Source organism: Maribacter sp. (genome assembly GCF_016744255.1).
GTDB lineage: Bacteria > Bacteroidota > Bacteroidia > Flavobacteriales > Flavobacteriaceae > Maribacter_B.
Genome location: NZ_JADGES010000082.1, coordinates 1 through 15,815 on the forward strand (window position 1 = coordinate 1; position 15,815 = coordinate 15,815).

Consider the following 15,815-nt stretch of genomic DNA (forward strand, 5'->3'; position numbering starts at 1 on the left):
ATCCATTCCATTTCAAGAAAATACCATCCGATTTGAATATGCAGCTACGAGTTTTGACAACGAATCTAAAAACCAATTCCAATATCTATTGGATGGTTTTGATGAAGACTGGTCTTCTTGGACTTCTGAAACCAAAAAAGAGTATACTAATCTAACCGAAGGAGATTATACTTTTAAAGTTAGGTCCAAAAATGTTTTTAATCATATTGGTAATGAGGATTATTACTCCTTTACCGTTTTAGCCCCTTGGTATAGATCCTGGTGGGCTTATATTATATACGGGTTAGGAGCTATTACATTTATATCCTTAATTATGCAATGGCGCTCTAGAGAATTACATAAGAAAAACGAAAATTTAGAAAACCTTATTTATGAACGTACTACAGAGATACAGCATAAAAATGAACTTTTAAACCACCAAACAGAGCAAATGGTGCAGTTGAATGATTCCAAAACACGCTTATACTCAAACATCACACACGAATTTAGGACACCACTTACTGTTATTCTGGGTATGGCAGATACATTAAAATCTAATCTTAAAGATAAAAGTTTTGAGGGAGCAGAAAAATCTTTAGAAATGATTCATCGCAATGGCAAAAACCTATTGCATCTTGTTAATGAAATGCTAGATTTAGCAAAGGTAGAGAGCGGCTCCATGGCTTTAAATTTGGTGCAAACGGATGCTATTCCTTTTGTAAAGTACTTAAGTGAAAGTTTTCATTCCTTAGCAGAGTCAAAAAAAATAAACCTCACCGTTTACTCTGAGATTAATGCTTTAGAAATGGATATTGATGTGAATAAGATGGCTTCCATTATATCTAATTTACTTTCAAACGCTGTGAAGTTCACACCTGCCCATGGCAAAATAGTTGTTCATCTTAACAAGATACTTTCCAAAAACAGGGAATTATTTTCCATCAAAGTACAAGACAATGGTTTAGGCTTGGCTAAAGAAGATGTTATTCATTTATTCGACCGTTTTTATCAAGTAGATAACAAATCCTTTGAAAAAAAACAAGGTACTGGTATTGGTTTATCTTTAGCTAAAGAGTTTGTAGAATTAATGAATGGAACTATTGACGTAGATAGTACTCCTGGAGTAGGAAGTACTTTTACAGTACAAATACCTGTAACTAATAATGCAGCAAAAACTATAGATGCTAAAATTACTATCGAAGCTCCACTCAGAAAAACCACAATTAGTACAAAAGAATCCTTAATCCTTTCCGAAATAGAAGATTTACCCCTAGCTCTCATTATTGAGGATAATGAAGATGTTGCTCACTATTTAAAAACTTGCCTCCAAGGTAAATACCAAACTATTCATGCCAATAATGGCAAAGAAGGTATAGAAATGGCCTTTGAAAATATACCAGATATTATTATTAGTGATGTAATGATGCCAGGTAAAAATGGCCTAGAAGTATGTTCCTCGTTAAAATCAGACGAGCGTACAGATCATATTCCTATTATACTATTAACCGCTAAAGTAACAACAAAAGATCGGTTGACTGGACTTTCTCACGGAGCTGATGCCTATCTAGCAAAGCCTTTTAATGAAGAAGAATTATTTATACGATTAAATCAACTGGTTTTAATCCGAAAAAAACTGGTTAATAAAATTCAAAAAAATGGTTTAAATAAATTTCTAAACAAACGTAGCGAAAATCCAGAAACCAAATTCCTAAAAAAAGCAATAGAATTCATTAATGAAAATCTTCATAATTCCACATTTGGTTCTGGAGAACTTGCTAACAAATTACATTTAAGTGAATCTCAAATCTACAGAAAATTAAAAGCTATTACTGGTAAATCGACCGCAATTTTCATTCGTTCTGTAAGGCTTCAGAAAGCTAAAGAATTCATTGAAACTACAGATAAAACCATCTCAGAAATTGCATATGAGACAGGTTTTAACGACCCTTCATGGTTTAGTAGAGCTTTTAAAGAAGAATTTGGCTTTGCACCAAGTGAAATTCACAAATAACTCACCTACAGATACTTACAACTTATTCTGTTTTTTATTGCAAGAATAGTACAAATTTTTTTAGTACAACTCCTAATTACTTCTAGGCTTTGAAAAAATAGTGAACGTCATTTTTTTATAAGCACAATATCATTGTACTCTAATTATTTAAAACAAATAGTATGAAAACTGCAATGAATTTTTTTATGTCCGGATTCCTAATTTTCTCCTTGGTATTAACCTCTTGTTCTAAAGATGGCGAAATAGGTCCTATTGGGCCAGCAGGCACGCAAGGTAGTGACGGAACGGATGGTATAGATGGAACTGATGGGTCGGATGGTACAGATGGTACTGTTGGACAAGATGGTACTGATGGCACCGATGGGAATGCCGATGTTCGAATTTTTGAATATGATTCTAGAACCTTTACCACATCTACCACCTATCAAATGACGGACATTACGCAAACCGTTATGTCCAACAGTTTGGTTTTAGGCTATTATGGCACTACTGTAGAACGTGTAATCATATCTGGAAATGCACCTATATCTATGGTACAATGGAAACCCGTTCCAGGTATAGATAATCTTTTTATAATAAAATCTCAAACAGGAAAGTCAGGATTCTTTAACCCAGGTGGTGGATCAAATAATGCGCAAGAGATGAACGTAAAATTACTCAATTTTGATGGTACATCTTACTTACCGAGTACCACCTTTGAGCAATTTAAAATAATAGTAGCTCCTGCTAATATAGCAGGTAAAAATAGCACGGTAGATTTAAGAAAAATGACTTACGAAGAAGTAATGCAACATTTTGAGTTAAAAGAATAGACCCTTTAAAATATACTCTGTCTGGTTATAAAAATCAACAGAGTATATTTTTAATTGGATACCAGTTAGTTGCAATTCTCCCCTCTTTTTAATAGATAATTCGTCTAAAATAATACCTATGAAAAAAATAAGACCTTTTTTTTTATTCCTTCTTTTCTTAATCGTCTCATGTAATAAAAACAATTCCACCGAACTAGAGCTAGAACAAGAACAAGAACAAATTTCTGTCATTACAGACGTATACATTACGGGAACCGTGTTTACCACTGAAAAGAAGAATGCAACACTTTGGAAAAATGGAAAAGAAATACCTTTAACAGATGGCATTAATCATTCCGAAGCTAATGGGTTATTTGTTTTAGAAAATGATGTTTATATAGCAGGATATAAGCACAACGGTATAAATGAAGTGGCTGTTGTTTGGAAAAATGGTTTGGCAACGCCATTAACAAATGGTAATAATAGTGCAGAGGCCACTTCTGTCTTTGTTGTGGGTAATGATGTGTATGTCGTTGGCTTTGAGTATAACGGGGAAAAGAATGTAGCCAAAATGTGGAAAAACGGAATAGAAACTACATTTTCTAATAGCAATTACGCTAGTTCTATAAGTGTCGATGGTAATAATGTGTATGTTTCGGGGTATCATTCTTCCGCAGGAAAAAGAAGCCCCAGATTATGGAAAAATGGAATAGAAACAAACCTAAAGAATAGTGGAATTGGTATAGCAGAAGTGAACTCATTATTTGTATCAAAAACAAGTATTCATGCTTCAGGTTCTGAGTTTGTTGGAGGTAAAAATATTGCTAAAGTTTGGCAGAATGGAGAAGAAACCTATTTAACTAATGGAGTTAATAGTTCATCTGCCAACTCCATTTTTGTTTTAGAAAATGATATATATGTTGCAGGTAGTGAAAGCATAGATGGTGTAAGTATTGCTAAAATCTGGAAAAACGGAGAAGAAACACTTTTAACGGATGGTTCTAGTTTTGCAGATGCCTATTCCGTATTTGTTTTAAACAATACTATATATGCAGTAGGTTCCGAGGCCGAGGCTCCTGTAATTTGGGTAAATGGTTCAGGAACAACTTTAGCTAAGGATGGTTATGCAAGCGCCGTTTTTGTAGTTACCAATTAATTTATAGAAAATCATGGAAACAATATATACCGTTTTAAAGGCAAACATAAAGTCTAGCCTTATTATTCTTTTTCTTTTAATGTCTGGTTTAACTAGTTGTAGTAAAGACGATGAACCAGTAAAAGAAGAGATTGTAAAAAGCTCAGAAAAAGAAGTATTGAGTTTTAACTTTTTAGCTGCAAACAATTCAGCCTTATCTACAGATGTAGCGGCTACCATTGATGCAACAAATAAGACAATTACAGTGACCTTACCTAGCGATACCCCAGTGACAGCATTAACGCCTTCATTGGAAATTTCCCCTAAAGCAAGTGCCAATCCTAGCGGTGCACAAGATTTTACCAACCCTACTACCTATATCATCAGTGCCGAAGATGGCACCACGATAACATTTACAGCTACTATTATAAGCAATAGTAGTGCTAAACAGATTACGAGTTTTGTCTTTCTTCAATCTAACAACCCTATTAGTGCAGATTTAGCCGCAACTATTGATGAAGAAAATAAAACCATTACCGCTAATCTGCCATTTGGCACCGATATTACAAAACTATTTCCAGAAATTAAAACATCAGAACTGGCAACTGTGGATCCAAATACAACAAAAAACTTTACGGAAATAATAGAATATAAAGTGACCGCGGATGATGGAACAACTGTTACCTATACCGCTTCCGTACATATATTATTAAGCCAGCGGCAAATTTTACAGGCCATTTTAGATGGTAACCCAACAAATACTTTGAATTGGGATTTAGAGAATACCGAAAATTTAGGGAATTTAAATGGTGTAACTCTAAATGCGGAGGGAAATATTGAACTATTAGAAATAGAAGATTATGACCTTACCTCATTACCGCCAGAAATTGGACAGTTAAATAATTTGAAGAAGCTATCCATATACAGCAATAACATCTCAGTTCTACCTGCTGAAATTGGTATGATGAGAAGTTTAGAAAAGCTTGATTTATCAGCAAACAAAGTATCTGCGCTACCCGTTGAAATAGGCCAATTAAGTAATTTACAGCATCTTGATTTACAAGATAATCAGCTTTCTGAATTACCAGCAGAGATAGGTCTATTGAACAATTTAGAACAACTTCATTTAAGAAGCAATCTACTTTCCTCCGTACCAGCTGAATTAGGCTCTCTGACCAATTTAAAGTCTCTTGATTTAAGCTTTAACCAATTTAATTCCCTTTTCAGTGAAATTGGAATGTTGACACAGTTGAAAGCCCTTTATTTAAGCCGTAACCAACTTAGCTCTTTGCCTACAGAAATAGGCTTATTGACACAATTAGAAACTTTAAGCTTATCCAATAACCAATTTACTTCTATACCTGTTGAAATAACTACATTACAACTATTGCAAAAATTATACTTAGCGAATAATCAACTCGCCTCTTTGCCCAATGAAATAGGTCGATTGACACAATTGATAAACTTAACTGTTTCAAATAACCTCATTTCATCTGTGCCTACTGAAATTGGCCAATTAATCCATTTGGAACAACTACTTTTATTTAAGAACCAACTAACTTCTTTACCCAAAGAACTTGGTCAATTAACCAAGTTAAAAATCTTATCTATTAATGAGAATCAACTGGCCTCTCTTCCTATAGAAATAGGGCTATTGACACAGTTGTCCACACTTAAACTACAAGACAATCAATTAACATTCCTCCCAGCAGAGATTGGATCATTGACAAAATTAATTGTTCTTGAATTACAAACGAACCAATTATCTTCTATTCCTAAAGAAATAGGGTTATTAACCGAATTGAAAAATTTAAATTTAAACAATAACCAACTTATATTTATTCCACCAGAATTTGGTTTTCTTACCAACCTACGATTTTTGAATTTGGAAGAAAATAATTTATCAACGATGCCACAATCGATTATTCAATTAGCAATATGGAATAATCCAATCTTGAATTTAAAATATGACATTGGGGTACCCTTGGAAGATGCCTTTCATAAAGATGCTCTTATCTCAATTCATGCAGCAAACCCTGGTAATACATTAGGGTGGAGTGTCAATATTTTTCCAGGTGTTATTTTTAATGCTAATGAAATTCCCACTTTAATAAATTTAAATGGTAAAAACATTACGCGATTGCCCCTTAATATTGAGCAACTGACAAAACTGGATGTACTGCTCGCAAACAATAACAATCTAACAAGTATTCCATCCAATTTAGGAAATATGAATACCCTTGGGATTATAGAGCTAAATAATAATCAAATAACGACTTTACCTCCTAATCTAGGACAACTTATAAATCTGCAACAATTAATTCTTACCAACAACCCAATACTAAACATACCACAACAAGTTTGTGATTTACAAACATCGAATGGAGGTATTCTTACTATTCTATCCGATGCTGGAGAAGAGTGTAATTAAAAAACAGGAAACTAATTAAAAAAATAATATGAAAATAATAATAAAATTTTTTACGTACGGAGTACTAATTTTCCACTTAGCATTTACCTCTTGCTCTAAAGATGGTGCTGTAGGTCCTGTTGGTCCAACTGGTACTATGGGAGTTAATGGTATGGATGGAAATGATGGTACTAATGGAATTGACGGAAATAATGGGGCTGATGGAAATGCAAATGTTGAAACTACAATATTTACAAACCCTAGCTGGTCCCCTACTAGTAATATGGAATTGTCAGTTCCTAGTATTACACAAGATGCAATTGATAATTATCTAATACTTGCGTTTCTAAAAGGTGGATCTTTTTGGTATTCTTCAGACGCTAATCATAGTGCATTTGGTTATTTCCGTGGTATATACGAGGTTGAAAAATATACTATCACCGCTTTTGATCCGGATGGTAGATTCACAGCCAACCCACCAGACATTACCTTAGCTAAGGTAATTGTTATTGAACCTAGTAATGTAATCGTAAAAAGTGGAAATGGTAAAAATGCGAATACACCATCAAACTTTCGCAAAAATACACTTGCCAAAATGGTTGCAGCTGGTGTAGATATTAAGGATTATGATGCCGTTACTAAATATCTTAATAGCATCGAATAAATTGCCGCCATATTGTATCAATACATATTCATCGGGAATTAAAACTCCTGAGAAACAGAAAAAGTACAGGTAGTATATCCCTGGTCTATTCCTCTGGCAGGTACTAACCTGCTGGGGTACTAAGGCAAATAGATATTGCTAAACCATTATTAAATAAGCTTATTCACAAATACTGCTAACTATTGCAAGAATAGTAAAAGACCATCCTTAATCATTTAACTATTATTGTATAACAATAGAATTATTTAGACTCGCAATTTTCCCTAGTGGTCGAGCTTATTTAGATAGGCATTAGTATATAGTAGAAATCTTAATTCTAAAAACTAGGTATTGAATAACTTATTATGCATTTCTAATAATACTTAAAAAAACTGCAAAAGATTCACTGGGAGAATTTATAAAAGAATATTATTTCATTAAAAAAACAAAAAAAATCCATGTAATCAATTAATAATAAATACTTTAACAGATCACTCCTTAGTAAACTACCTCGAGGCAAGCCCACGAGGCATTCGTAGGAAAGCAACCTTAAAATCTCGGTTATCGAGTAAAATTCAATCATTTTCATATTCTCTTTATACCAAGCTATATTATTATTTAAAACCAACAGCATGAAACTTAAAATTATCTATTCTCTTTTTATATGCACTCTATTTCTTTCAGGATGTAAAAACAAGACCTCAAAATCGAATGCCACATTAGCATCAATCGATTTATTAAGAGGAAATCTTTTACTATGTGGTAATGGTCAATTTGGAGAACTAAATTTCTCCCTCTCCTGTAACTATGAAACTAGGGAGGCATTTGACTTAGCTGTGGCATTATTACACTCCTTTCAATATTCTGAAGCTGAAAAAGCATTTGTAAAAGTAATTGATGCCGACCCAAATTGCCCCATGGCGTATTGGGGAATAGCAATGAGCATATATCATGCCGCTTGGTTTCCGCCAACAAAGAAGGATTTAATGAAAGGAGCAAAAGTAATGGCCGTTGCAAAAGAATTAGCAATGGATGAAAAACAACGAGATTATATTTATGCTATTGATGCTTTTTATACGGATTGGGAAAACGTTGATCATAAGTCTAGAGCACTACGATTCGAAAAAAAGATGGAAGAAATATATCTTAAATACCCAGAAGATGTAGAAGCTGCAATTTTTTACACCTTGGCTTTATATTCTACCAGAGATAGGGTAGGAAAAGAGTATCAAAACGAGCAAAAAGCTGGAAGAATCCTGGAATCTCTTTTAGCCTCTAATCCTAATCATCCAGGTATTGCCCATTATATTATTCATAATTACGACAACCCAGTTTTAGCATCTAAAGGCTTAGAAACAGCCCGAAAATATGCAAAAATAGCACCTTCATCTTCCCATGCACAGCACATGCCATCGCATATTTTTACACGCTTGGGTATCTGGGAGGAATCCATCCAATCGAACCTACTATCCGCTGAAAGTTCTAGGTGTTATACCCAAGCAGCAGCATTAAACGGGGCTTATTTTGAAGAACTGCACGCTACAGATTATTTGGTGTATGCCTATCTTCAAAAAGGAGATAACTCTAAGGCAGAAAAACAGTATGAGCAAATAAAAGAGCTAAAAACTTTTTATCCTACTAATATTACAGCGGCCATTTATCCGGTAACCGCTATACCTGCAAGGTTGGCTCTTGAGAATAAAAATTGGGAACGAGCGGCAAATTTAGAAGTACAAGAAATAGAGTTGAATTGGGAACAATTTCCTTGGCAAAAAGCAATACACCACTTTGCTAGAGCGATGGGGTCTGTGCATTTAAAAGATTTTATTTCGGTAGAACAGGAAATTGAAACCTTGAAAAAATTACATCAAAACTTAGTGGCACAAAACGACCGCACCAAGTCTATTCAGGTTTCCCAAATTGAAATTCAGATTAAAACAGCACAAGCATGGTTGCATTTTAAAAAGGGAAAAACAAAAAATGGCATTCTTTTAATGCAAGAGGCAGTAGCTCTAGAAGAAAAAACAAGTAAACACCCTATTACCCCAGGTGATGTGCTACCATCCATAGAATTACTAGGAGACATGCTTTTAGAATTAAAACAACCTAAAGAAGCACTCATTGCTTACGAAGAAAATTTAAAAGAACACCCCTTGAGGTTTAATGGAATATATGGTGCAGCAGTAGCCGCAAAACAATCGGGAAACACAAAAAAGGCTTTTCTGTACTTTAAGCAGCTTATTGAACTCAGTAAAAATTCCAATAGTACTAGATTTGAAATAGAAGAAGCTAAAAAATTCATACAACAACTTTAATACAATCTTTATGAAAATAAAAATAGGTATCGTTATTGGCACATTATCTCTATTGGTATTAGTACATTTTTTGAATAAAAATTCAAGATTTAATGAGCCTGGAAATTATCAAAAGGCCTCCTTCAATTTCACTAAATGCACACCTACTAAGTTCCTATTAGAAGGGATCGATACTACCAAACAAATATCTCCCCTTTTCAGTAATCTAGGAAATCTTCATTTTTCCATCTCTACAAAAAATGAAAAAGCACAAGCCTTTTTTGACCAAGGTGTAAAATTGTCCTATGCCTTTAATCATGCCGAAGGGCATCGTTCTTTTATGGAAGCTGCACGATTGGATCCCACTTCTGCAATGGCATATTGGGGCCAAGCATTTGCATTGGGACCAAATATTAATGATCCATTGCCCGATGATGCTCGCAAGAACAAAATCAATGAAGCCATGATTAAGGCTAGAAACTTAGTATCTAAATCTTCTCCTAAAGAGCAAGCGCTAATAAAAGCTTTATCCACTCGGTATAGTGAAGATTTATCTGCTGACGTAACTCTATTAAATATAGCTTACATGCATGCTATGACAAGCGTAGCAAGAGAATTTCCAAAAGATGCAAACATCCAAATTTTATATGCTGCATCTGTAATGAACACGGTACCTTGGAATTATTGGGATAAAGACGGAAACCCGTCACCAAATATTAAAGAAGCTAAAATTGCACTTGAAAAAGCAATGCAACTTCAACCTGAGAATCCGGGGGGACATCATTACTACATCCACATGGTAGAATTACCTTTTCCTGATTTAGGAGTTCCTAGTGCAGACCAATTGGCCTCCTTAATGCCTGGAGCGGGACATATAGTGCATATGCCTTCTCATATTTATATAAGAGTTGGTAGGTATTTGGATGCTGTTAAAGTGAATCAAGCTGCAATTTTGGCTGATGAGGACTATATAGCCCAATGCTTTTCCCAAGGCTTATATCCCCTAGCCTATTATCCCCATAATATTCACTTTTTGTGGTCTTCGGCAAGCTTATTAGGGGCTAGTGATATAGCAATAGACGCTGCTAAAAAAACAGCAGAAAAAGTGCCTGTAGGAGAGCTCCTTGAAATGCCTTTTCTACAAGATTTTGCATCGACCCGATGTTAGCCTATACTAGATTTGGTAAATGGAATGAAATATTGACTATACCAGCACCAAAATCTAAAATAAAACATATAAACCTGATTCGACATTATGCCAGAGGTATAGCTTTTATTAGGAAAGGAAATGCAAAAGAAGCGCAAGAGGAATTAGATGCGATAAAAGAGCTAAAAAAAGATCCAGAATTGGAAAATTTGATAGCTACTGCAAACAATGCCTCTATCCACTCTGCTAACATAGCTTATGAAGTAGTTGCCGGTGAATTGGCTGCATTAAAAGGGGATACTAAAACCGCCATTACCCATTTAAAAAATGCAGTTGTATATGAAGACGGGTTAGCTTACACGGAACCTGCTGCATGGCACATACCAACAAGACAAAATTTAGGAGCCATACTAATGAAAACAGAAAAATATGTGGAGGCAGAAAAAATATTCAAGGAAGATTTAGATATTCTTCGGCAGAATGGATGGTCACTTATAGGATTGTATAACAGTCTTAAAGCGCAAGGAAAATTAGAGGAAGCAAAAGCGATTAAACTAGAGTTTGATAAAGCTTGGGAACACGCAGATATTGCAATTAGCACCTCTGTTTTATAAAGACAAACGAACCAATGATTAAATCCAAAAGAATAATATCAATAGATGTTTTAAGAGGGGTTATAATGGTCATTATGGCTTTAGATCACGTAAGAGCCTATTTTCATTACGGATCTTTTTTTAATGACCCAACGAACCTTGAAACAACAACGCCTATCCTATTCTTTACGCGTTTTATCACCCATTTTTGTGCTCCAGTTTTTATCTTTTTGGCAGGCACATCTGCCTTTTTGTTTGGTAAAAACAAAAGTAAATCGGCGTTATTTAAATTCTTGTTTACTAGAGGAGTATGGTTAATTTTTTTGGAAATAGTTGTAAATAATCTAATATGGACTTTTGATATTACTTATAGTTTCGTGATTTTTCAAGTCATATGGACCATCGGATTTAGCATGATATGCTTGTCGTTTTTAATGTTTTTACCTAAAAAAATAATCTTTATAATTGGTGCAATTTTAATTGCAGGGCACAATCTATTAGATTCTATTATGTTAGAAGGACAAAGTCTACAATCTATGGTTTGGTATATATTACATCAAAACCAAGCGGTCGTTTTTAATCCAAATGCTATGGTATATTTTATGTACCCTTTACTTCCTTGGATTGGCCTAATGGCTCTTGGCTATTTGTTTGGTGCTTTTTATCAAAAAGATTATGATGCTACTATTAGAAAAAAATGGCTTCTAAAGATAGGTCTTGGGGCACTTATCTCCTTTTTTATTTTAAGAGGTATAAATATATATGGTGATTTGGTTCCCTGGAATATACAATCCACAAATACAAAAACATTTTTATCCTTTTTTAATGTTACCAAATACCCGCCATCTCTATTGTTTTTGTGTATAACCATGGGCCCCGCAATATTGTTCTTATATGTTGCAGAAAATAGTAATAATAAACTAACAAAGTTCTTTTTAGTGTTTGGCCGTGTGCCATTATATTATTATTTCTTGCATATGTTGGTTATTCATATTCTTGCAATATTAGGAATCTTAATTTTTGGTGGTAATTGGCATTCTATGATTTTGACTGCTGAAAATTTTATGAGTCATGATTTAGAATCTTACGGTTATTCTTTATTTATCGTCTATTGCGTTTGGATTAGCGTTATATTACTATTATATCCATTTTGTAAAAAATATATGATTTACAAACAAAGAAATAAAAATAAATGGTGGCTAAGCTATTTATAAAAAAACTATAAAGTTAAATAAGCAAAGAGGTTGTTAAAAAATACTATGTACTATGAAACGGATTAAATCCTATTTTCTAATGCTTCTTTTTGTAAATTATATCTTATCCTGCGATCGAGCTTCAAAAAAAGAATTGCCCATTTTCAACCCTTCCGATTTTAATCCAGAATTGGTGGATATATCTGTTCAGAGAATGGAAGACCATGTTGTTTCTAACTTTGAATTGATAAATCAAAATGGTAAAAAAATAACTCAGGATAATTATAAGAATAAAATCTATGTGACCGATTTTTTCTTTACGCGCTGCCCGAGTATCTGTCCAGTTATGTCTAATAATATGGAGAAAATTCAAAAAAAATTTCTGAATAATGATGGTGTTATGTTTTTATCTTTATCCGTAACTCCTGAATTAGATAGTATTCCCATTCTTAAAGAATATGCCATAAAACATGGTGTAATTGATACGAAATGGAATATTACCACGGGAAACAAAAAACATATTTACAACTTAGCCAGAAAAAGTTATTTCGCAGTTGTAGAACAAGGAGATGGTGGGTTACAAGACTTTATACACACCCCAAATTTTGTTCTAGTGGATAGAAAAAAGCAGATTCGCGGTGTATATGATGGCACAAAAGACGAAGAAATAAAACGATTAATTCAGGATATTAAAATATTAGATGAAAAGTAAAGTAATGATGAAGGTAATCTATTATGTAGCTTGTTCGCTTGACGGATTTATTTCAGGTAAAAAATAATTAAACTTTAAAAATTAGTCCCTTATAAAAAATCACCTGTTTTTAATTACGTCTGCCTCTGCAAATTGTTTATATATCATCTCTTTCTCTTTAAGAGTGAAAATTTTATCCTGAAACCAATCTACCGCTTTTATTTTTTCATTTTCTATTTGTGCTTGCCTTATCGCATTTAAAGATACTAAGTGCCAATGTGTTGCATAATCTCTATAAACAGAATAACCAACATCTTCCATGATGTAAGAAATTTTTGGGTCATTTTTTAAACGTACTCCATTTTTTAAAATAGCCAATGTCTTAGTTGTTTTTACTACTACAGAAAAAGTATATCTAGCTAAATCTTCAAAACCATTGCGCTTTACATTATAAACCTTATCTCCTATTTCTAATATCTTCATTATTATTTTTTACAGCGACCAAAAATAAAATCTTAGGATATAACTTTTACAATTCATTTTAAAATTTATAAACAATCTTTCTCAAATTAAACTAAAAATGTAGTCCTCTTTTTTATAATTGTTTATTTACTTTTTCAACTAATAAAGCTCTTGTTTCTTAAAATATATGCATTTTTGCAGTCTAAATAAACACCTATGTCATCAGAAAGGGAATTAAGTAAAAGATCCGGTGGTTCATGCGAGCTATGTACCGCTATAGAAAACTTACAAGTATATGAAGTTACCCCTAAGGCTCCTGGAAGCATTAAAGAGGCTATACATGCTTGCAATACCTGTATAGACCAAATAGACAACCCAGAAAAAACAGATGCTAATCATTGGAGGTGTTTAAATGATAGTATGTGGAGTGAACAAGTTGCGGTTAAGGTTATTGCTTGGCGTATGCTTTCTAGATTAAGAAAAGAAGGTTGGCCACAAGACTTATTAGATATGATGTATCTCGAGGAAGAGGAATTGCAATGGGCTCAAGCAACAGGTGAAGGAGAAGACCCTGAAGATAAAATAATTCATAGAGATAGTAATGGTGTCATAATTAATGCAGGAGATAGTGTTGTTTTAATTAAAGATTTACCTGTGAAGGGCTCTAGTATGGTTGCAAAAAGAGGAACCGCAGTACGTAGAGTTTCATTAGATCATGAAAGTGCAGAACATATAGAAGGAAAAGTAGATGGTATACAAATAGTAATTATTACTAAGTATGTAAAAAAGATATAAGTTGTAATATCTTTTTAATGCATCCGTTACATAGTATAAATACAAGACAATAAGATTATATGTTTAGCTTTTTCGAGAAGAAAACCTTTTTAATTGACCATTTAAATGGTTTTATAGATATACATAATCATATTTTACCAGGAATTGATGATGGTGCAAAAACGGTAGAGGAATCCATTGAACTTATTAAAGAATTTTCTGAATTTGGTGTTACTAATTTTATAGCAACACCTCACATAATGGATAATTACTATCCAAATAATTTAAAAACCGTAACCCAGTCCTTAAGTAAATTAAACAAACAACTTAAAGTTGAAAAATTAGATAACATTACTGTTTCAGCAGCAGCGGAACATATGATTGATGCTAATTTTGAAGTTCTTTTAGAAAAAGGAGAGGTACTGCCAATGCAAAAAAATTATGTATTGGTAGAAATGTCTTATTTACAAGCCTCCATCAATTTTGATAATGCCATACAAAAAATTGCTGAAAAACGCTTTTTTCCAATTCTTGCCCACCCAGAGCGTTACGTCTATTTACATTCTAAATTTAGAAAGTATGAGAAATATAAAAAGCAAGGTATTATGTTTCAACTTAATTTACTTTCGCTAAGTGACTACTATGGTAAGGATGTTCAGCAAACAGCTAACAAATTATTAAATGAAGGGTTATTAGATTTTGTAGGATCCGATGTTCATAATATGCGCCAATTGAATAGTTTAAAAGAAATAAAAGTTACAAAAAAGCAACTAGACAAAATTTTACCTTTAATAGAGAGGACTATACAGAGTTTTTATTAAATGTACATAATATAAAAAAGCAAAAGGCCTATATATTAATGATATAGGCCTTTTGCTTTTTTATATACGGTGAAATTCTCTAAAATTTCCACCATTTTTTAACGGTCTTCCCGTAGCCATAACCATATTTTCCTCCATAGCCAAGGTTAGATTCCTTTACATCATTAACGACAAAAGACAATCCGTTTAATTTACCTTCTGCTTTAAGTTTTAATGGAAATTCAAGAACTTTTGTTTCTGTAACACCTGCTCTTGTTACGTATATTATATGATCCGCATAATCCGTAAGTAACAATGTATCTGTTACCACCATTAATGGTGCGGTATCTACTATAACATAATCATATTTTAAAGAAGCTTCTGCTATTAGATCCTTCATTCTATCACTCATTAATAACTCTGCAGGGTTTGGTGGTATTTTACCTGAATATATTACATCAATAGTATTCGTATGCACCAACATTGGATTAATAATATCTTTAGAAGATAAAGTGTCGTCATATAAAAACTCGGTTAAACCCGCATCTTTATTTCTACTAGGTTTACCTAGTTTATCTACGTCTTTTGTATTGCTAAAAAAGGTATACAACTTAGGGTTTCTAATATCTGCTCCTATCAATAGAACTTTTTTATTAGTATTCGCGAAAATCATGGTTAGGTTAGAAGAAAGGAAAGTTTTTCCTTCTCCTGGAACACTAGACGTAACAAAAATTACATTGTTTTTTCCTCCCTTTTTAGATTTAATAAGATAATCTAAATTGGTTCTCAATATTCGCAAAGATTCGCTCAATACCGACCTATCATCATTGGTAACCAAAAAGGTATCTTTTTTACCAAGTTTAGGAAGTTCTGCCAAGACAGGAACATTTTT

Annotated in this window: 14 protein-coding genes; 12 read left to right on the forward strand and 2 right to left on the reverse strand. The window is 33.3% G+C overall.

Features of this window, described 5'->3' with window-relative positions; all coding sequences use genetic code 11:
• The 10 genes from QZZ51_RS12715 to QZZ51_RS12760 all read left to right on the forward strand — a co-directional run.
• Positions 1-1,990, forward strand: a 1,990-nt coding sequence (locus QZZ51_RS12715) for a hybrid sensor histidine kinase/response regulator transcription factor (protein WP_291870238.1), incomplete at its 5' end; no start/stop codon positions are given.
• Between the two features lie 161 nt (positions 1,991-2,151).
• Positions 2,152-2,802: a hypothetical protein gene (locus QZZ51_RS12720; RefSeq protein ID WP_291870240.1), complete on the forward strand. Its 651-nt coding sequence runs from the start codon at positions 2,152-2,154 to the stop codon at positions 2,800-2,802.
• A gap of 118 nt (positions 2,803-2,920) precedes the next feature.
• Positions 2,921-3,937 carry a hypothetical protein gene (locus QZZ51_RS12725; protein WP_291870242.1) on the forward strand — a complete coding sequence of 339 codons (1,017 nt, stop codon included), beginning with the start codon at positions 2,921-2,923 and terminating at the stop codon, positions 3,935-3,937.
• 13 nt (positions 3,938-3,950) lie between these two features.
• Positions 3,951-6,347, forward strand: a complete 2,397-nt coding sequence (locus QZZ51_RS12730) for a leucine-rich repeat domain-containing protein (RefSeq protein WP_291870244.1) — start codon at positions 3,951-3,953, stop codon at positions 6,345-6,347.
• Between the two features lie 28 nt (positions 6,348-6,375).
• Positions 6,376-6,990: a hypothetical protein gene (locus tag QZZ51_RS12735; RefSeq protein ID WP_291870246.1), complete on the forward strand. Its 615-nt coding sequence runs from the start codon at positions 6,376-6,378 to the stop codon at positions 6,988-6,990.
• A gap of 611 nt (positions 6,991-7,601) precedes the next feature.
• On the forward strand, positions 7,602-9,284 hold the full coding sequence (locus tag QZZ51_RS12740; RefSeq protein ID WP_291870248.1) for a hypothetical protein: 1,683 nt from the start codon (positions 7,602-7,604) through the stop codon (positions 9,282-9,284).
• A gap of 10 nt (positions 9,285-9,294) precedes the next feature.
• Positions 9,295-10,431, forward strand: a complete 1,137-nt coding sequence (locus QZZ51_RS12745) for a hypothetical protein (protein ID WP_291870250.1) — start codon at positions 9,295-9,297, stop codon at positions 10,429-10,431.
• A complete protein-coding gene (locus QZZ51_RS12750) occupies positions 10,425-11,024 on the forward strand; it encodes a hypothetical protein (protein WP_291870253.1) in 600 nt (199 codons plus the stop codon). The genes QZZ51_RS12745 and QZZ51_RS12750 overlap by 7 nt, the downstream gene beginning before the upstream one ends.
• 14 nt (positions 11,025-11,038) lie before the next feature.
• Positions 11,039-12,217 carry a heparan-alpha-glucosaminide N-acetyltransferase domain-containing protein gene (locus QZZ51_RS12755; RefSeq protein WP_291870255.1) on the forward strand — a complete coding sequence of 393 codons (1,179 nt, stop codon included), beginning with the start codon at positions 11,039-11,041 and terminating at the stop codon, positions 12,215-12,217.
• Positions 12,218-12,269: 52 nt separating this feature from the next.
• Positions 12,270-12,908 (forward strand): SCO family protein, encoded by a 639-nt coding sequence (locus QZZ51_RS12760; protein ID WP_291870257.1) that lies wholly within the window; start codon positions 12,270-12,272, stop codon positions 12,906-12,908.
• Positions 12,909-13,007: 99 nt separating this feature from the next.
• Here QZZ51_RS12760 and QZZ51_RS12765 read toward each other — a convergent pair whose 3' ends face one another.
• Positions 13,008-13,370, reverse strand: a complete 363-nt coding sequence (locus QZZ51_RS12765) for a pyruvate kinase (protein WP_291870259.1) — start codon at positions 13,368-13,370, stop codon at positions 13,008-13,010.
• A gap of 195 nt (positions 13,371-13,565) precedes the next feature.
• Between QZZ51_RS12765 and QZZ51_RS12770 the strand changes: the two genes are divergently transcribed.
• Positions 13,566-14,144: an alkylphosphonate utilization protein gene (locus QZZ51_RS12770; RefSeq protein WP_291870262.1), complete on the forward strand. Its 579-nt coding sequence runs from the start codon at positions 13,566-13,568 to the stop codon at positions 14,142-14,144.
• A 59-nt stretch (positions 14,145-14,203) separates the two neighbouring features.
• A complete protein-coding gene (locus QZZ51_RS12775) occupies positions 14,204-14,944 on the forward strand; it encodes a CpsB/CapC family capsule biosynthesis tyrosine phosphatase (protein WP_291870264.1) in 741 nt (246 codons plus the stop codon).
• A gap of 79 nt (positions 14,945-15,023) precedes the next feature.
• Here QZZ51_RS12775 and QZZ51_RS12780 read toward each other — a convergent pair.
• On the reverse strand, positions 15,024-15,815 hold a 792-nt coding region (locus tag QZZ51_RS12780), incomplete at its 5' end, for a CpsD/CapB family tyrosine-protein kinase (RefSeq protein ID WP_291870266.1).